Annotated in this window: 12 protein-coding genes; 9 read left to right on the forward strand and 3 right to left on the reverse strand. The window is 70.9% G+C overall.

Annotated features, from left to right (window positions below):
- Positions 1-122 precede the first annotated feature (122 nt).
- On the forward strand, positions 123-902 hold the full coding sequence (locus tag AB0F29_RS03680) for a GntR family transcriptional regulator (protein WP_361867194.1): 780 nt from the start codon (positions 123-125) through the stop codon (positions 900-902).
- A gap of 121 nt (positions 903-1023) precedes the next feature.
- Here the strand turns inward: AB0F29_RS03680 and AB0F29_RS03685 are convergent, their stop codons facing one another.
- Positions 1024-1635 carry a TetR family transcriptional regulator gene (locus AB0F29_RS03685; RefSeq protein WP_361867195.1) on the reverse strand — a complete coding sequence of 204 codons (612 nt, stop codon included), beginning with the start codon at positions 1633-1635 and terminating at the stop codon, positions 1024-1026.
- A 214-nt stretch (positions 1636-1849) separates the two neighbouring features.
- On the opposite strand from AB0F29_RS03685, the gene AB0F29_RS03690 reads away from it, so the two are divergent.
- The 3 genes from AB0F29_RS03690 to AB0F29_RS03700 all read left to right on the forward strand — a co-directional run bounded on the left by AB0F29_RS03690 (position 1850) and on the right by AB0F29_RS03700 (position 7544).
- Positions 1850-3349, forward strand: a complete 1500-nt coding sequence (locus AB0F29_RS03690) for an MFS transporter (RefSeq protein ID WP_361867764.1) — start codon at positions 1850-1852, stop codon at positions 3347-3349.
- A 253-nt stretch (positions 3350-3602) separates the two neighbouring features.
- Positions 3603-4460 carry a putative protein N(5)-glutamine methyltransferase gene (locus AB0F29_RS03695; protein WP_361867196.1) on the forward strand — a complete coding sequence of 286 codons (858 nt, stop codon included), beginning with the start codon at positions 3603-3605 and terminating at the stop codon, positions 4458-4460.
- Between the two features lie 87 nt (positions 4461-4547).
- Positions 4548-7544 (forward strand): bifunctional [glutamine synthetase] adenylyltransferase/[glutamine synthetase]-adenylyl-L-tyrosine phosphorylase, encoded by a 2997-nt coding sequence (locus AB0F29_RS03700; RefSeq protein ID WP_361867198.1) that lies wholly within the window; start codon positions 4548-4550, stop codon positions 7542-7544.
- Between the two features lie 285 nt (positions 7545-7829).
- Here AB0F29_RS03700 and AB0F29_RS03705 read toward each other — a convergent pair whose 3' ends face one another.
- Both AB0F29_RS03705 and AB0F29_RS03710 read right to left on the reverse strand, forming a co-directional pair.
- The gene (locus AB0F29_RS03705) at positions 7830-8810 is read right to left on the reverse strand and encodes a phosphatase PAP2 family protein (protein ID WP_361867200.1); all 981 of its coding nucleotides are present in this window, start codon (positions 8808-8810) and stop codon (positions 7830-7832) included.
- A 76-nt stretch (positions 8811-8886) separates the two neighbouring features.
- Positions 8887-9930, reverse strand: a complete 1044-nt coding sequence (locus AB0F29_RS03710; RefSeq protein WP_073741864.1) for a LacI family DNA-binding transcriptional regulator — start codon at positions 9928-9930, stop codon at positions 8887-8889.
- Positions 9931-10276: 346 nt separating this feature from the next.
- Here AB0F29_RS03710 and AB0F29_RS03715 point away from each other — a divergent pair, with 346 nt between their 5' ends.
- From AB0F29_RS03715 to AB0F29_RS03735, 5 genes are all read left to right on the forward strand, one after another.
- Positions 10277-11548 carry an extracellular solute-binding protein gene (locus AB0F29_RS03715; RefSeq protein WP_361867202.1) on the forward strand — a complete coding sequence of 424 codons (1272 nt, stop codon included), beginning with the start codon at positions 10277-10279 and terminating at the stop codon, positions 11546-11548.
- Positions 11549-11567: 19 nt separating this feature from the next.
- Positions 11568-12587: a sugar ABC transporter permease gene (locus AB0F29_RS03720; RefSeq protein WP_228923434.1), complete on the forward strand. Its 1020-nt coding sequence runs from the start codon at positions 11568-11570 to the stop codon at positions 12585-12587.
- Entirely contained in the window at positions 12584-13462 is an 879-nt protein-coding gene (locus AB0F29_RS03725) for a sugar ABC transporter permease (protein ID WP_361867203.1), read from the forward strand. Before AB0F29_RS03720 ends, AB0F29_RS03725 begins: the two co-directional genes overlap by 4 nt.
- 117 nt (positions 13463-13579) lie before the next feature.
- On the forward strand, positions 13580-15256 hold the full coding sequence (locus tag AB0F29_RS03730; protein ID WP_361867205.1) for a glycoside hydrolase family 13 protein: 1677 nt from the start codon (positions 13580-13582) through the stop codon (positions 15254-15256).
- On the forward strand, positions 15241-16299 hold the full coding sequence (locus tag AB0F29_RS03735; protein ID WP_361867207.1) for a LacI family DNA-binding transcriptional regulator: 1059 nt from the start codon (positions 15241-15243) through the stop codon (positions 16297-16299). The genes AB0F29_RS03730 and AB0F29_RS03735 overlap by 16 nt, the downstream gene beginning before the upstream one ends.
- Positions 16300-16682: the final 383 nt, after the last annotated feature.

Raw genomic sequence — 16682 nt, forward strand, 5'->3', positions numbered from 1 at the left:
ACACTTCTCCCCTGATGACCGAATGTCACTCCAAGTAATGCTGAGTATTCAGCTTCAACCTGATGGGTTAGCTTTGTCAACAGCGACGCCCATATCGACGCCGAACACACGGAGCTGCTCAAATGCCACGTGATACGCCGTACTTGCAGGTGGCGGATGCTCTGCGGGCTCGCATCAGGGCCGGTGAATGGGCGGTGGGCGACAAGCTGCCGTCCCGGGCCCGGTTCGCCGAGGAGTACGGCGTCGGTCAGTCCGTGGCGCAGCGGGCCATGGAGCGCCTGATCATCGAGGGCATCCTCGAAGGTCGCGCCGGCTCCGGCACCTACGTCCGCCGGGCCCGCGAGCGCCGGCGCATGGTCCGCTCACGCCACCGCGAGCAGCGCGGCAAAAGCCCCTTCGCCTCGGACATGAGCGAGCTCGACCACGAGGCCGACTGGGAGTGCACCAGCACGGCCCGCGTCCCCGCGCCGGAGGACATCGCCGAACGGCTGGCGATCGAGCCCGGCGACCTCTGTGTCGTGACCGATTACGAGTTCCTCGCCGACGGCCTGCCCGTACAGCTCGCCAAGAGCTGGGAGCCGATGGCCATCACCGACGGCACCCCGATCCTGCTCCCGGAGATGGGGCCGCACGGCAAGATCGGCGTCGTGGAGCGGATGCGGTCCATCGGCGTGAACATCGCCACCGGCATCGAGCTTCCCCGCCCGGCCCGCGCGACGCGGGAACAGGCGAATCTGCTGGGGATCTCCCTCGGTGACCTGGTCATCGAGGTGGAGCGCACGTACTTCGACCGTGAGGGGCGCCCCGTGGAGACGGCCGACATCATCGTGCCGGACATCCGCTGGGAGATCGCCTACGAGATCCGCGTCGAGCAGCCGGACTCCGACCAGCCGGACTCCTGAGCCAGGTGCTGACAGTCGGGCTCCCGGGGGAGTCCGTGCGCCGTGCGCCGCGCCGACGGGTCACTGAGGCGTGAGGCGTGAGTCGTGAGCGGGGGCTACCCCAGCTACCCCAGCCCCTTCCTCACGCGAACCCCCGCCCCATCTCGTCCAGGATCTCGTCGATCACCGCCGCCGGCTCGCGCGTCAGGTCCTCCTCGATCCACATGCGCATCGCGATCCGCAGCGAGGAGAGGAAGCCCGCCGCCAGGACGATCGGGCGGACCGGGGCCGAGGCCGGGCCGGGGCGGGCGGCCACCGCTTCGGCCAGGTCGCGTTCCAGGGTGGCGTGGTTGGCCAACTGGCGGGCCAGCAGTGAGGGGTGACGCATCGCCAGGCGGGTGCGCACCGCCCACTCGCGCTCCGGGGGCGCCACGCGTTCCGCGAACTGGGCCACCGCCGCGCGCAGGGCAGGCCAGGCGGGTTCGTCGGCGGGGCGGTCCCGCACCGTGCGGACCAGGGCCCTGATCTGCTGCTCCTCGCCGTAGAGAAGGGCGTCCTCCTTGTTGGTGAAGTAGTTGGAGAACGTCCTGCGGGAGATGCCGGCCGCGTCCGCCACCGCCTCGACCGTCACCTGGTCGAAGCCGTGCTCCACCGTCAGGCGCAGGGTCGCCTCGTGCACGGCCTGTCGGGTGGCTTCCTTCTTGCGTTCCCGGAGCCCCGGTCCCGGTCCCGGTCCCGCAGTGCTGCTGTTCATGGGGGCATTATCCCCGAGTGCGAGATTATTGCGCAGTGAGCAAAATTGCCCAGTGTGCATGTATGGTGAAGTCTTCTTCCTCCCGTACCGGCGGCGCGCGCGGACACCCCTCGCGACCGCCCCGTACGGGCCTCTCGTACGAACTTTCCGGAGGTTGCGCGTGAGCGCAGCAGACACCGCCACCGCCCCATCCGGGGTCCCCGCCGCCGCACCCATGGACCACCGGCACGTCCTGCGGGCCCTGAGCGGACTGCTCATCGTGCTGTTCGTGGCGATGATCAGCAGCACCGTGGTCTCGGTCGCGCTCCCGCAGATCATCGGGTCCCTCGACGGCACGCAGTCGCAGTACACCTGGGTCGTCACCGCGACCCTGCTCGCCTCCACGGCCTCCACCCCGATCTGGGGCAAGCTCGCCGACCTGTTCAGCAAGAAGCTGCTGCTCCAGATAGCCATCGGGCTCTTCGTCGTCTCCTCCGTCGCCTGCGGATTCGCTCAGTCCACCGAGCAGTTGATCGCCTTCCGCGCCGTACAGGGGCTCGGCATGGGCGCGCTCCAGGTGCTCGTCCAGGTGATCATCGCCGCGATGATCAGCCCGAAGGAGCGCGGCCGCTACAACGGTTACCTCGGCGGCGTCATGGCCGTCGCCACCGTCGGCGGGCCGCTGCTCGGCGGGTTCATCACCGACGCCTCCTGGCTCGGCTGGCGCTGGTGCTTCTTCATCGCCGTGCCCTTCACGCTGGTCGCCTCCGTGATCCTCGCCCGCACCCTGCACCTCGCCGAGGTCCGCAGGCCCGACACCAAGGTCGACTACCTCGGCGCGTCGCTGATCGCCGCCGGGGTCAGCCTCCTGCTCCTCTGGGTCACCTTCGTCGGCACCGACTTCGACTGGATCTCCTGGCAGAGCGGCCTCATGGTCGGCGGAAGCGTACTCATCCTCGGTGCGGCCGTTCTCGTCGAGACCCGGGTCAAGGAACCCGTCGTCCCGATGCACGTCGTCCGCCGCCGGGACCCCGCCCTCGCGATCGTCGCCAGCCTCGCCGTCGGCATGGCCATGTTCGGCGGCGCGGTCTTCCTCGGCCAGTACTTCCAGATCGGCCGGGGCTACTCACCCACCGAGGCCGGACTGCTCACCATCCCGCTGATGGCCGGCGTACTCGTCTCCTCGACCGTCGCCGGACGCCTCGTGTCGAAGACCGGCAAGGTCAAGCCGTTCATCGTCGCGGGTGTGATCGTGCTCGCGCTCGGCTTCCTCGGGCTGTCCTTCATCGACCACCGGACCTCGCTCGTCCTGGTGTCGCTGGGGATGCTGGGCGTGGGCGTCGGGGTCGGCCTGTCGATGCAGAACCTGGTGCTCGTCCTCCAGAACACCGTCCCGCTCAGCGAGATCGGCGCTGCCAGCGGGGCGATCACCTTCTTCCGCTCCCTCGGCGGCACCATGGGCGTCTCGGTGCTCGGCGCGGTCCTCGCCCACCAGGTCGCCACCAGGATCACCGACGGGCTGACGAAACTCGGCGTCGACCCGGCCGCGTCCGGCTCCAGCGGCTCCACCCTCAACGTCGCCGCCATGCCGCCCCAGGTCCAGGACGTCGTGCGGGCCGCCTACGGGGAGGCGACCGGCCACATCTTCCTCATCTCGGCCGGCATCGCCGTGATCGGTGTGATCGCCTCCCTGTTCCTGACGCCCACCAAGCTGCGGGACAGCGTCGATCTGTAGCAGAGCGAATCCGGGGATCCGGGCCGACAGCCCGTTCTCGCGCCCGTACGGGCGCGAGAACGGGCTGTTGTACTGTTACCACCCCCGTACGCCACGGGGATCGACGAGATCGACCGAGGAGGTGAGACCCATTACCGCTGGATCAGGCTGGGTGCTCACCCCGCGCGATCGCGTCGTACGACCGGCAGCAGCCGACCGGACGGCATAGTCGATCGCGGAGCGCCCATCGGTTTTCCCGAAAGGCTTCGCTCGTATGCCGGTTCACCCGTTGAGTTCCCTCTCCTCCACCGTCCTCGCCCTCCGACGCGCCGGCTGCGTCTTCGCCGAGGACGAGGCCCGTCTTCTCCACGAGGCCGCCGCCTCCGCCGACGAACTGTCCTCCCTCGTCGAGCGCCGCGCCGCCGGGCTGCCGCTCGAACACGTCCTGGGCTGGGCGGACTTCCACGGCCGCCGCTTCGCCGTGGACGTGGGCGTCTTCGTGCCCCGTCGCCGTACGGAGTTCCTGGTCGCGCAGGCCGCCGCCCTCGCACCTCGCCGGGCCGTCGTCGTCGACCTCTGCTGCGGTTCCGGTGCGCTCGGCGTCGCCCTCGCCTCCGCTTCGGACGCGGCCGAACTGCACGCCTGCGACGTCGAACCCGCCGCCGTGCGCTGCGCCCGGCGCAACATCGGCGACCTGGGGCACGTCTACGAGGGCGACCTGTTCGCCCCGCTTCCCGCCACCCTGCGCGGCCGGGTCAACATGCTGCTCGCCAACGTCCCCTACGTCCCCACCGACGACGTCGAGCTGCTGCCCGCCGAGGCTCGCATCCATGAACCCCGCGTCGCCCTCGACGGGGGCGGCGACGGGCTCGACGTCATGCGCCGGGTCGCCGCCGAAGCGCCCCGGTGGCTCGCGCCCGGCGGCAGCCTGCTCGTGGAGGCGAGCGAACGGCAGCGGGACACGGCGGTCGACATCCTGCGCGCCGCCGGGCTGAGCCCCCGGGTCCTGGTCTCCGAGGAGTTGTACGCCACCGTCCTCGTCGGCACGGCCCCCGTCGGAGCAGCGGAACACCAGGGGTCTCCTCCGTGGGGGGACCCCGTCACCGCCCCGGATCCGCCGGCACAGGGCTAGGCTCGAAGGGCCCCGGGGGCGGCGACGGAGCCGCGCCGGGGCGACGCACGGGGACACGGTTCGGTTCGGCTGGCGGGAGAGCACGGAATGACGACGGCGCCGGGGCGCAGAAGCAGTACGTTCACCAGGCTGCTGCGGCACGGATTCACCGACCCGTCCGCCGCGGACCAGCTCCTCGGCCTGGACGCGCTGGCCTCCGTACGGTCCGATCCCGTCCTCCTGGAGGCGCTCGGGGCCACCGCCGACCCGGACCTGGCCCTGCGCGGCCTGGTCCGGATCGCCGAGGCCGAGACGGAGAGCGAGCGGCAGGTGCTGCTCGGCACCCTCGTCACCGCCAAACCCCTGCGCGACCGGCTCCTCGGGGTCCTCGGCGCCTCGGAGGCGCTCGGGGACCACCTGGCCCGGCACCCGCGCGACTGGCAGACGCTCGTCACGTACGAGGCGGTCGACCTGAACCCCGGGGTCGCCGACTTCGAACGCGGGCTCGCCGATGCCGTCGACCCGGACTCGCTGCGGGTCGCCTACCGCAGGTGTCTGCTCACCCTCGCCGCCCGCGACGTGTGCGGGACCACCGACCTCGCGCAGACCGCCGCCGAACTGGCCGACCTCGCCACCGCCACCCTGCGCGCCGCTCTCGCCATCGCCCGCACGGCCGCGCCCGAGGACGCGGCCCGGTGCCGGCTCGCCGTCGTCGCCATGGGCAAGTGCGGCGGGCGCGAGCTGAACTACGTCTCCGACGTCGACGTGATCTTCGTCGGGGAGGCGCGCGACGGAGTCGACGAGACCGAAGCCATGCAGGCCGCCACCCGGCTGGCCGCCCACATGATGAGGCTCTGCTCCGAGACCACCGCCGAGGGCACCATCTGGGAGGTCGACGCCAACCTCCGCCCCGAGGGCCGCAACGGGCCGCTCGTGCGCACCCTCAGCTCCCACCTCGCCTACTACCAGCGCTGGGCCAAGACCTGGGAGTTCCAGGCCCTGCTGAAGGCCCGGGCGGTGGCCGGCGACCCCGGGCTGGGCGCGCAGTACGTCGAGGCGGTGTCGCCGCTCGTCTGGTGCGCCGCCGACCGGGAGAACTTCGTCCCCGACGTGCAGAAGATGCGCCGTCGTGTCGTCGACAACATCCCCGCCGACCGGATCGAGCGGGAGCTGAAGCTCGGCCCGGGCGGACTGCGCGACGTCGAGTTCGCGGTGCAGCTCCTCCAGCTGGTGCACGGGCGCAGCGACGCCTCCCTGCACAGCGGCTCCACCCTCAAGGCGCTGCGGGCGCTCGCCGAGGGCGGGTACGTGGGGCGCGCGGACGCCGCCCAGCTCGACGAGGCGTACCGCTTCCTGCGCTCCATGGAGCACCGCATCCAGCTCTACCGGCTGCGCCGCACCCACCTCGTCCCCGACGACGAGGCGGGTCTGCGGCGGCTCGGCCGGTCGCTCGGGATGCGCACCGATCCGGTGAACGAGCTGAACAAGGCCTGGAAGCGGCACGCCTCCGTCGTACGGCGGCTGCACGAGAAGATCTTCTACCGGCCGCTGCTGGACGCCGTCGCCCAGCTGGCCCCCGCCGAGTCCCGGCTCAGCGCGAAGGCCGCCGCGATCCGCCTGGTGGCCCTCGGGTACGCCGACCCGGCCGCCGCCCTGCGGCACCTGGAGGCCCTCTCCTCCGGGGTCACCCGCAAGGCCGCCATCCAGCGCACCCTGCTGCCGGTGCTGCTCGGCTGGTTCGCGGACTCCGCCGACCCGGACGCCGGGCTCCTCGGCTTCCGCAAGGTGTCCGACGCGCTCGGCAAGACCCCGTGGTATCTGCGGCTCCTGCGCGACGAGGGCGCAGCCGCGGAGAACCTCGCCCGGGTCCTCTCCGCCGGCCGCCTCGCCCCCGACCTGCTGATGCGGGCCCCGGAAGCGGTGGCGATCCTCGGCGACCCGGAGGGGCTCACGCCCCGCACCCGGGCCCACCTGGAGCAGGAGATACTGGCCGCGGTGGGGCGTGCCGGGGACGCGGAGTCGGCCGTCGCGGTGGTGCGCGGGGTGCGCCGCCGCGAGCTGTTCCGCACGACGGCCGCCGACCTCATCGGCTCGTACGGCACCGAGGACAACCCCGCCGAGCAGGATCACGGGGCCCTCGTCGACCGCGTCGGCTCGGCCGTCAGCGACCTCAACGCCGCCACCGTCGCGGGCGCGCTGCGGGCCGCCGTCCGCGCGCAGTGGGGCGACACCCTGCCGACCCGGTTCGCCGTCATCGGCATGGGCCGCTTCGGCGGGCACGAGCTGAGTTACGGCTCCGACGCCGACGTCCTCTTCGTCCACCGGCCGCGCGAGGGCGTGAGCGACGAGGAGGCGGCCCGGGCCGCCAACACGGTCATCGCGGAGATGCGGCGGCTGCTTCAGCTGCCGACCGCCGATCCGCCGCTGCTGATCGACGCCGACCTGCGCCCGGAGGGCAAGAGCGGGCCGCTGGTCCGCACCCTGAAGTCGTACGAGGCCTACTACCGGCGCTGGTCGCTGGTCTGGGAGAGCCAGGCGCTGCTGCGGGCCGAACCGGTGGCGGGCGACGAGGAGCTCGGGCGCGACTTCATCGAGCTGGTCGATCCGCTGCGGTATCCCATGGAAGGGCTCGGCGAGGACGCCGTACGAGAGATCCGCAGGCTCAAGGCGCGGATGGAGTCCGAGCGGATGCCGCGCGGCGCGGATCCCACGCTCCACACGAAGCTGGGGCGGGGCGGGCTGAGCGACGTCGAGTGGACCGTGCAGCTGATGCAGATGCAGCACGGGTGGGCGGAGCCGGGGCTGCGTACGACGCGTACGCGTGAGGCGCTGGCCGCCGCGTGTGCGGCGGAGCTGATTCCGGTGGAGGACGCGCAGACGCTGGACGAGGCGTGGGTCCTGGCGACGCGGGTCCGCAACGCGGTGATGCTGGTGCGGGGGAGGCCGGGCGACACGTTTCCGTCCGACCCGCGGGAGGCGGCGGCGGTCGGGCGGTACCTGGGGTACGAGCCGGGGCATGTCGGGGACATGTTGGACGACTACCGGCGGATTACGCGGCGGGCGTGGGCGGTGGTGGAGGAGCGGTTCTACGGGGCGGGGTCCTGAGGGCGTGCTCCCGGGGCTCGGCCCCGGGGCCCCCTCGGGGCTCCGCCCCGGGCCCCGCTCCTCAAGCGCCGGAGGGGCTGGAAAGGATGTCCTCAAGCGCCGGACGGGCTGGATTCGGGGCTCCGCCCCGGACCCCGCTCCTCAAACGCCGGAGGGGCTGGGAGGGAGCGCCGGACCGGCTGGGTGAGGTTTGCGGAGGGGCTCGAAGGAAGCGCCCGACCGGCTGGGAGCGGATTGGCGGAGGGGCTCAGCGGAACCGCCCGACGGGCTGGAAACGGTCCTGCGCTACGGCCTCCGCGAGCCCGCCGTCTGCGGTGCGGGCTTCGGGTCCGGCTCCGATGCCGGGCGGGGGAGTCTGGTCCGCAGGGCGGTCAGGCGGCTCTTGCCGGCCGGTACCCACTTCGGCAGCCGGTGCGGCAGTGAGCCGTACCAGACGCGGGAGACCCCGTAGCCGAACCCGAGGCAGGCCATGCCGCCCACCGCGTCCAGCCAGAAGTGGTTGGCGGTGGCCACGATGACGACCAGGGTGAGCGTCGGGTAGAGCAGGCCCAGGATGCGGGCCCAGGGCGCCGAGGCCAGGGCGAAGATCGTCAGGCCGCACCAGAGCGACCAGCCGATGTGCATCGACGGCATCGCCGCGTACTGGTTCGACATGTTCTTGAAGTTGCCCGAGGCCATCGAGCCCCACGTCTCGTGCAGGAGCACGGTGTCGATGAAGTTCGCGCCGTTCATCAGACGGGGTGGCGCCAGCGGGTAGAGGTAGTAGCCGAGCAGGGCCACGCCCGTCGTCGCGAAGAGGACCAGCCGCGTCGCCGCGTAACGGCCCGGGTGGCGGCGGAACAGCCACACGAGGACGCCGATGGTCACGACGAAGTGCAGCGTCGCGTAGTAGTAGTTCATCGACACGATCAGCCATGTCACGGAATTGACCGCGTGATTGACCGTTTCCTCGAAGGCGAGGCCCAGGGACTTCTCCGCCGACCAGATCCAGTCCGCGTTGCGCAGCGCCTGGGCCTTCTGCTCCGGAACGGCATTGCGCACGAGCGAATACAGCCAGTAACTGACCGCGATGAGCAGGATCTCGAACCAGAGCCGGGGGCGGCGGGGCCTCCGCAGGGAGCGGAGCCGGGCGAGCACTCGGCCGGTCTTCCCGGAAGCCGGGGGAACGGTGGATGCGGTGGCGGCTTCTGGGGCCGCCTGGGCCGCGATGGGTGAAGGATCGGCCGTCGACCGGCCTTCGTGCGTGGTCACCTGTGTTTCACCCATAGGCAGAGAGTCTTCCATAGTGATTCCCCTGCCCCCGATCATCCTCCGGTCGGGTTCCGGTCGCACGTCCTGCGCCTCAAGGACGAGGGAGCGACCCTGAGCCGCCTGCGGGGCCCGAGGCCGTCGAACCGCGAACCACCAGCTCGGGCATGAAGACGAACTCGCTGTGCGGCGCCGGGGTTCCGCCGATCTCCTCCAGGAGCGTGCGGACGGCGGCCTGGCCCATCGCCGTCACCGGCTGCCGGATCGTCGTCAGCGGCGGGTCCGTGAACGCTATGAGCGGCGAGTCGTCATAGCCCACGACCGAGAGATCGCGCGGCACATCCTTGGAAAGTCGGCGGGCCGCCCGGATCGCCCCGAGCGCCATCATGTCGCTCGCGCACACGACCGCCGTGCAGCCGCGCTCCATCAGGGCGGAGGCGGCGGCCTGGCCGCCCTCCAGCGTGTACAGGGAGTGCTGGATCAACTCCTCCACCTCGTCCGGTGCGAGCCCGAGCTGCTCCCGCATCGTTGCGTGGAAACCCTCGATCTTGCGGAGCACCGGCACGAAGCGCTTGGGGCCGACCGCCAGTCCGATACGGGTGTGGCCCAGGGCCACCAGATGCGTCACCGCGAGGCGCATCGCCGCCCGGTCGTCCGGGGAGATGAACGGCGCCTGCACCTTGGCGGAGAAACCGTTCACCAGGACGAACGGGACGCCCTGGCCGCGCAGTTGCTCGTAGCGTTGCATATCGGCCGAGGTGTCCGCGTGCAGCCCGGAGACGAAGATGATGCCGGAAACGCCCCGGTCCACCAGCATTTCGGTGAGTTCGTCCTCGGTGGAGCCGCCGGGCGTCTGGGTCGCCAGCACCGGGGTGTAGCCCTGTCGGGTCAGCGCCTGGCCGATGACTTGCGCCAGCGCCGGGAAGATCGGGTTCTCCAGCTCCGGGGTGATCAGGCCGACCAGTCCCGCGCTGCGCCTGCGCAGCCGCACCGGGCGTTCGTACCCCAGGACGTCGAGCGCCGCGAGGACGGATTCGCGGGTGGTCGCCGCGACTCCGGGCTTGCCGTTCAGGACCCGGCTGACCGTTGCTTCGCTGACCCCCGCCTGAGTTGCGATATCGGCAAGCCGTGCGGTCATGGGATGGGACTGTACCGGGCCCGTGTCGGATTGCCCACCGTCTGCGGGGCGGTGCGGGGGAGGGTGCCGGAGGGTTCTCCGGCAACGTCTTGCAAGGACTTGCGGTCCCGGATCGCGGGCTGCGGTCGGATCGTCGCACTGCGGATATGCCGTGTCCCGCCTGCCCTTGCCAGGGATGAGGGAGTGTCGTCAAGGGGCTTGACGGCAACCTTGAGGACACGCGAATGTAACGATCGCCAAGCCTTGCAGAAATCTTCCGCAAGGTCTTTCGGTCGTCTTTCATCCTTGTTACGTTCACGTCGACCCGGCGCCGCGACGGAGCGGTACGGCAGTTGAAGGAGTTCAGATGCGACGTGGCATAACGGCCACCGCCCTGGTCGCGGCCCTGGCGCTCGCGGCGACCGCCTGCGGCAGCGACGAGAAGTCCGGCGGCGGCAAGAGCTCGGGCGAGCTCTCCGGCACGGTGACCTGGTGGGACACCTCCAGCGTCGGCAGTGAGGACAAGGTCTTCAAGAAGCTGGCCGAGGGCTTCGAGAAGAAGCACCCGAAGGTCGACGTCAAGTACGTCAACGTGCCCTTCGGCGACGCGCAGAACAAGTTCAAGAACGCCGCCCAGGCCGGCGACGGCGCCCCCGACGTGATCCGCTCCGAGGTCGCCTGGACGCCGGACTTCGCCAACCTCGGCTACCTGGCCCCGCTGGACGGCACCCCCGCCCTGAAGAACCAGGACGACTTCCTCAAGCAGGCCGTCGCGTCCACGAAGTACGAGGACAAGACGTACGCGGTCCCGCAGGTCATCGACTCCATGGGCGTCTTCTACAACAAGAAGCTGTTCAAGGAGGCCGGCGTCGAGGCGCCCGCCGACCTGGCCGACCTCAAGACCGTGGCCGAGAAGATCAAGGACAAGACCGGCAAGACCGGCCTCTACCTCCGCGGCGACGACCCGTACTACTTCCTCTCCTTCCTCTACGGCGAGGGCGGCGACATGGTCGACGCCTCCTCCAAGAGCGTCACCATCGACAGGCCCGAGGGCGTCAAGGCGTTCGAGGCGGTCAAGGCCCTGGTCGACGACGGCACCGCGAAGACGGATGCCTCGGACGGCTGGGAGAACATGATGCAGTCGTTCAAGAACGGCGACGTCGCGATGATGATCAACGGCCCCTGGGCCGTCGCCGACACCCTGACCGGCAAGGAGTTCACGGACAAGGCCAACCTGGGCGTCGCCCCGGTCCCGGCCGGCTCCGCCGCCCAGGGCGCCCCGCAGGGCGGCCACAACCTGGCCGTCTACGCCGGCTCCAAGAACCTCGACGCCTCCTACGCTTTCGTCGAGTACATGACCTCCGTGGACAGCCAGGCCACCGCCGCCGGCGAGCTGAACCTGCTGCCCACCCGCACCTCCGCGTACGCCAAGCAGGAGGCCGTGGACAGCGAGATCGTCGGCTTCTTCAAGCCGGTCGTCGAGACCGCCGTCGAGCGCCCCTGGATCCCCGAGGGCGGCAGCCTCTTCGAGCCGCTGCGCATCGAGTACACCAAGGTCCTCACCGGCCAGACCACGCCGGAGAAGGCCGCCAAGGCCACCGGCGACTCCTACCGCAAGCTCCTTGAGGGCTGGAAGTAACAGGAAGGTTGGCCGACTGATGGCTGTCCACACCAGCCAGTCGGTGGTGAAGGCCGCGGGCGAGAACACCGCCCGCGGCCGGAGCCGCGGTACTGGCACCCCACCACCGACCCCCGGCCGTCTGCGGCGGGCGCTGTCGGTCCACTGGTACGCCTGGGCCATGGTCGCCCCGGTCGTCGTCGTGATCGGCGTGATCATCGGCTATCCGCTGGTCCGCGGCATCTACCTCTCGATGACCGACGCGGACGAGCGCAACGTCGCCCGCTCCATCGGCGTCAACGAGATCCCCGCCACCTACGAGTTCGTCGGCGCGGACAACTACATCGACGCGCTGACCGGCTCGCAGTTCCTCGGCACGCTCGGCTGGACGCTGGTGTGGACCGTCTCCTGCGTGAGCGTCACGTTCGTCCTCGGCATGGCCCTGGCGAACATCCTCAACCGCCGCATCGCCGGACGCTCCGCCTACCGCATGGCCCTCATCCTGCCCTGGGCCATCCCCGGCTTCGTCTCCGTCTTCGCCTGGCGCTTCCTCTACAACGAGGAGCGCGGCCTGCTCAACAAGGTCCTCGGCGGCGCCGGCATCGACGCCGTGCCGTGGCTGAACGACCCGACCTGGGCCAAGTTCGCGGTCATCGCCGTCAACGTCTGGCTCGGCATCCCGTTCATGATGGTCGCCCTCCTCGGCGGACTCCAGTCCATCCCCTCCGAGCAGTACGAGGCGGCCGAGATGGACGGCGCCACCGCCTGGCAGCGCTTCCGCCACATCACGCTGCCCGGACTGCGCCCGGTCTCCACCACGGTGGTCCTGCTCTCCACCATCTGGACCTTCAACATGTTCCCGGTGATCTTCCTGCTGACCCGCGGCGGACCCGGCGAGGCCACCCAGATCCTCGTGACCCAGGCGTACAAGTTCTCCTTCGAGATCAGCCCACGCGACTACGCGCAGTCCTCCACCTGGGGCGTGCTGATCCTCGTACTCCTGATGCTCTTCGCCGTCGTCTACCGGCGAGTCCTGCGCTCCCAGGGAGACAACTGGTGACCACCGCGACCGACACCCCCGCCCGGCACAGCGCCCCCAAGGTCCGGCTGCGCGGTGAGCGCTCCCCGCTCGCCTCCGTCGCCCTGCACCTCACTCTGATCATCGCCTCGGTGATCGCGGTCTTCCCGGTGCTGTGGGTCCTGCTGACCTCGCTCAAGCCCGCCAAGTTCGCGACCACCACGGACTTCTTCCGCGAGACGACGTTCGTCAACTACACGAACCTGATCCGCGACACGGAGTTCCTCAACTGGTTCGCCAACTCCGTGATCATCTCCGCGCTCTCCACCGTGATCGGCGTCTTCGTCGCCGCCACCACCGGATACGCGGTGAGCCGCTTCCGCTTCCCCGGCAAGCGCGGGCTGATGTGGACGCTGCTCATCACCCAGATGTTCCCGGTCGCCGTCCTCATCGTGCCGATCTACAACATCATGTCGAGCCTCGGGCTGCTCAACCAGCCCATGGGACTCGTCATCACCTACCTCACCATCTCGGTGCCGTTCTGCGCCTGGATGATGAAGGGCTTCTTCGACACCATCCCGCGCGAGATCGACGAGTCGGGCGAGGTCGACGGCCTCACCCCGTTCGGCACCTTCTTCCGGCTGATCCTGCCGCTGGCCAAGCCCGGCCTCGCGGTCACCGCGTTCTACTCCTTCATCACCGCCTGGGGCGAAGTGGCGTACGCCTCCGCCTTCCTGGTCGGCGACGAGAACCTCACCCTGGCCGGCGGACTCCAGAAGTTCGTCAACCAGTACGGAGCCCAGTGGGGCCCCATGACGGCGGCCTCCGTGCTCATCGCCATCCCGGCCGCCCTGGTGTTCCTCTTCGCCCAGAAACACCTGGTCACCGGCATGTCCGCCGGAGCCGTCAAGGGCTGAGAGGCCCCCTGGCCACCGCACCAGCACCCGCACGCACCACCGCACCCGTCACGGCGGCGCCGGAAACCCGGACCCGGTCCCCGGCGCCGCTCCCCACCCAGACACCCCAGGGACGACATGACCCAGCACCTCGCTGCCCCCTCCACCGGCACGTCCGACGACGCCCCGGGCCACCGCACCGGCTGGTGGCAGGACGCGGTGATCTACCAGGTCTATCCGCGGAGCTTCGCCGACGGCAACGGCGACGGCATGGGCGACCTCGCCGGCGTCACCGCCCGCCTGCCCCACCTGAAGGACCTGGGCGTCGACGCGGTCTGGCTCAGCCCCTTCTACGCCTCCCCGCAGGCCGACGCGGGCTACGACGTCGCCGACTACCGTGCCATCGACCCGATGTTCGGCAACCTGCTGGACGCCGACACTCTGATCCGCGAGGCCCACGGCCTGGGCCTGCGCATCATCGTCGACCTGGTCCCCAACCACTCCTCCGACCAGCACGAGTGGTTCAAGCGCGCCCTGGCCGAGGGCCCCGGCTCCGCCCTGCGCGACCGCTACCACTTCCGCCCCGGAAAGGGCGCCGCCGGCGAACTCCCGCCCAACGACTGGGAGTCCATCTTCGGCGGCCCCGCCTGGACCCGTACGGCGAACCCGGACGGCACCCCCGGCGACTGGTACCTCCACCTCTTCGCCCCCGAGCAGCCCGACTTCAACTGGGAGCACCCGGCCGTCGCCGACGAGTTCCGCTCCATCCTGCGCTTCTGGCTCGACATGGGCGTCGACGGCTTCCGGGTCGACGTCGCCCACGGCCTCGTCAAGGCCGAGGGGCTGCCCGACCTCGGCTCCCACGACCAGCTCAGGCTGCTCGGCAACGACGTCATGCCGTTCTTCGACCAGGACGGCGTGCACGCGATCTACCGCAGCTGGCGCACCATCCTCGACGAGTACCCGGGCGAGAGGATCGCCGTCGCCGAGGCCTGGACCCCGACCGTCGAGCGCACCGCCAACTACGTGCGCCCCGACGAGATGCACCAGGCGTTCAACTTCCAGTACCTGGCCACCGCCTGGGACGCCGCCGAACTGCGCGAGGTCATCAACACCTCGCTCGCCGCGATGCGCCCGGTCGGCGCGCCCGCCACCTGGGTGCTCTCCAACCACGACGTCACCCGGCACGCCACCCGCTTCGCCAACCCGGCGGGCCTCGGCACCCAGATCCGCACCCCCGGCGACCGCGAGATGGGCCTGCGCCGGGCCCGCGCCGCCTCCCTGCTGATGCTCGCCCTGCCCGGCTCCGCCTACGTCTACCAGGGCGAGGAGCTCGGCCTGCCCGACGTCACCGACCTGCCCGACGAGGCCCGCCAGGACCCCTCGTTCTTCCGCGCCGACGGCCAGGACGGCTTCCGCGACGGCTGCCGCGTCCCGATCCCGTGGACCCGCGAGGGAGGTTCGTACGGCTTCGGCGACGGCGGCAGCTGGCTCCCGCAGCCCGCCGGCTGGGGCGAGCTGTCCGTCGAGGCGCAGACCGGCGTGGAGGGCTCCACCCTGGAGCTGTACCGCGCCGCCATCGCCGCCCGCCGGGAGCACCCGGGCCTCGGCGCCGGCACGGACGTCGAGTGGCTGGACGGCCCCGAAGGCGTCCTCGTCTTCTCCCGCCCCGGCTTCGTCTGCACCGTCAACACCACCGGCGCCCCCGTCCGCATCGCCGCCCGTGGCCGGGTTCTGCTCGCCAGCTCTCCGGTCACCGTGGACGGCGCCGAGGCCGAGCTGCCCGCCGACACCACGGTGTGGTGGACGGTGTGACACTGCCCGCGCCCAGGACCGCGGCGGCGCCCCGCCTCTCCGACATCGCCGGACAGGCGGCGGTCAGCGAGGCGACGGTCAGCCGGGTCCTGAACGGGAAGCAGGGCGTCGCGGACTCCACGCGTCAGCGGGTGCTCGCGGCGCTCGACATCCTGGGCTACGAGCGGCCCGTACGGCTGCGGCAGCGCAGCGCGGGACTGATCGGCCTGGTGACGCCCGAACTCACCAACCCGATCTTCCCGGCGTTCGCGCAGTCCGTCGAACAGGTGCTGGCCGGGCACGGCTACACCCCCGTGCTCTGCACCCAGCTGCCGGGCGGTGCGACGGAGGACGAACTCGTCGAGCAGCTCGTGGAGCGCGGCGTCGGCGGCATCGTCTTCCTCTCCGGGCTGCACGCGGACACCTCCGCCGACCCGGGCCGGTACGCCGCGCTCACCGAGCGCGGCGTGCCGTTCGTCCTGATCAACGGCTACAACGAGCGCATCAGCGCACCGTTCGTCTCGCCCGACGACAACGCCGCCGTACGGATGGCCCTGGGGCACCTCGCCGAGCTAGGCCACCGCCGGATCGGCCTGGCCATAGGCCCGCAGCGCTACGTCCCCTCCCGCCGCAAGCGCGACGGGTTCGTGGAGGCGGCCGTCTCGGTGCTCGGCATGGACAGGGCCGAGGCCGAACTGCTCGTCTGCTCCACGCTGTTCAGCGTCGAGGGCGGCCAGGTGGCGGCGGGCGCCCTGCTGGACGCGGGGTGCACGGGCATCGTCTGCGGCAGCGACCTGATGGCCCTCGGCGTGGTCCGCGCCGCCCGCGGGAGGGGCCTGGAGGTGCCCCGTGACGTCTCGGTCGTCGGCTTCGACGACTCACAGCTCATCGCGTTCACCGACCCGCCGCTGACCACGGTGCGCCAGCCGGTGCAGGCGATGGCGGCGGCCGCCGTGGGCGCGCTGCTGGAGGAGATCGGGGGCAGCCCGGTGCAGCGCACCGAGTACGTCTTCCAGCCGGAGCTGGTCGTACGGGGCTCGACGGCGGCGGTACGCAACGGCTGACCGCGAAGCGGCAGCGGGCACGTACGGCGGCGGGCGCGGTACGGGAACGGGCACGTACGGCAGCGGGCACGGTACGAAAACGGGCACGTACGGGAACGGACACGTACAGGAGAGGCACCAGGAGTCGGCCCAGGACGGGCCGGCGGGGAGTTGCAGCGACTCCGGGTGCCTCTCTTGCCGTGACCGGCCCGGCCGGCCGGGCGCGTGGGGTCCGACGGCGTGCAGCGGTGCCGGATCCCCCGGCCGACCGGACCGGAGTCGGGATGAAACGTAACAGGCCCGCAATATCTTGCGAAAGACCTTGCAGCGAGAAATCGCGCGGAAGTCGGGAAGAAAGCTCCGCTGTTTCGCGGATGTGAGCGGGGGATGTCCAAAGGGTTGAC

This window comes from Streptomyces sp. NPDC026589 (assembly GCF_040638385.1).
Taxonomy (GTDB): domain Bacteria; phylum Actinomycetota; class Actinomycetes; order Streptomycetales; family Streptomycetaceae; genus Streptomyces.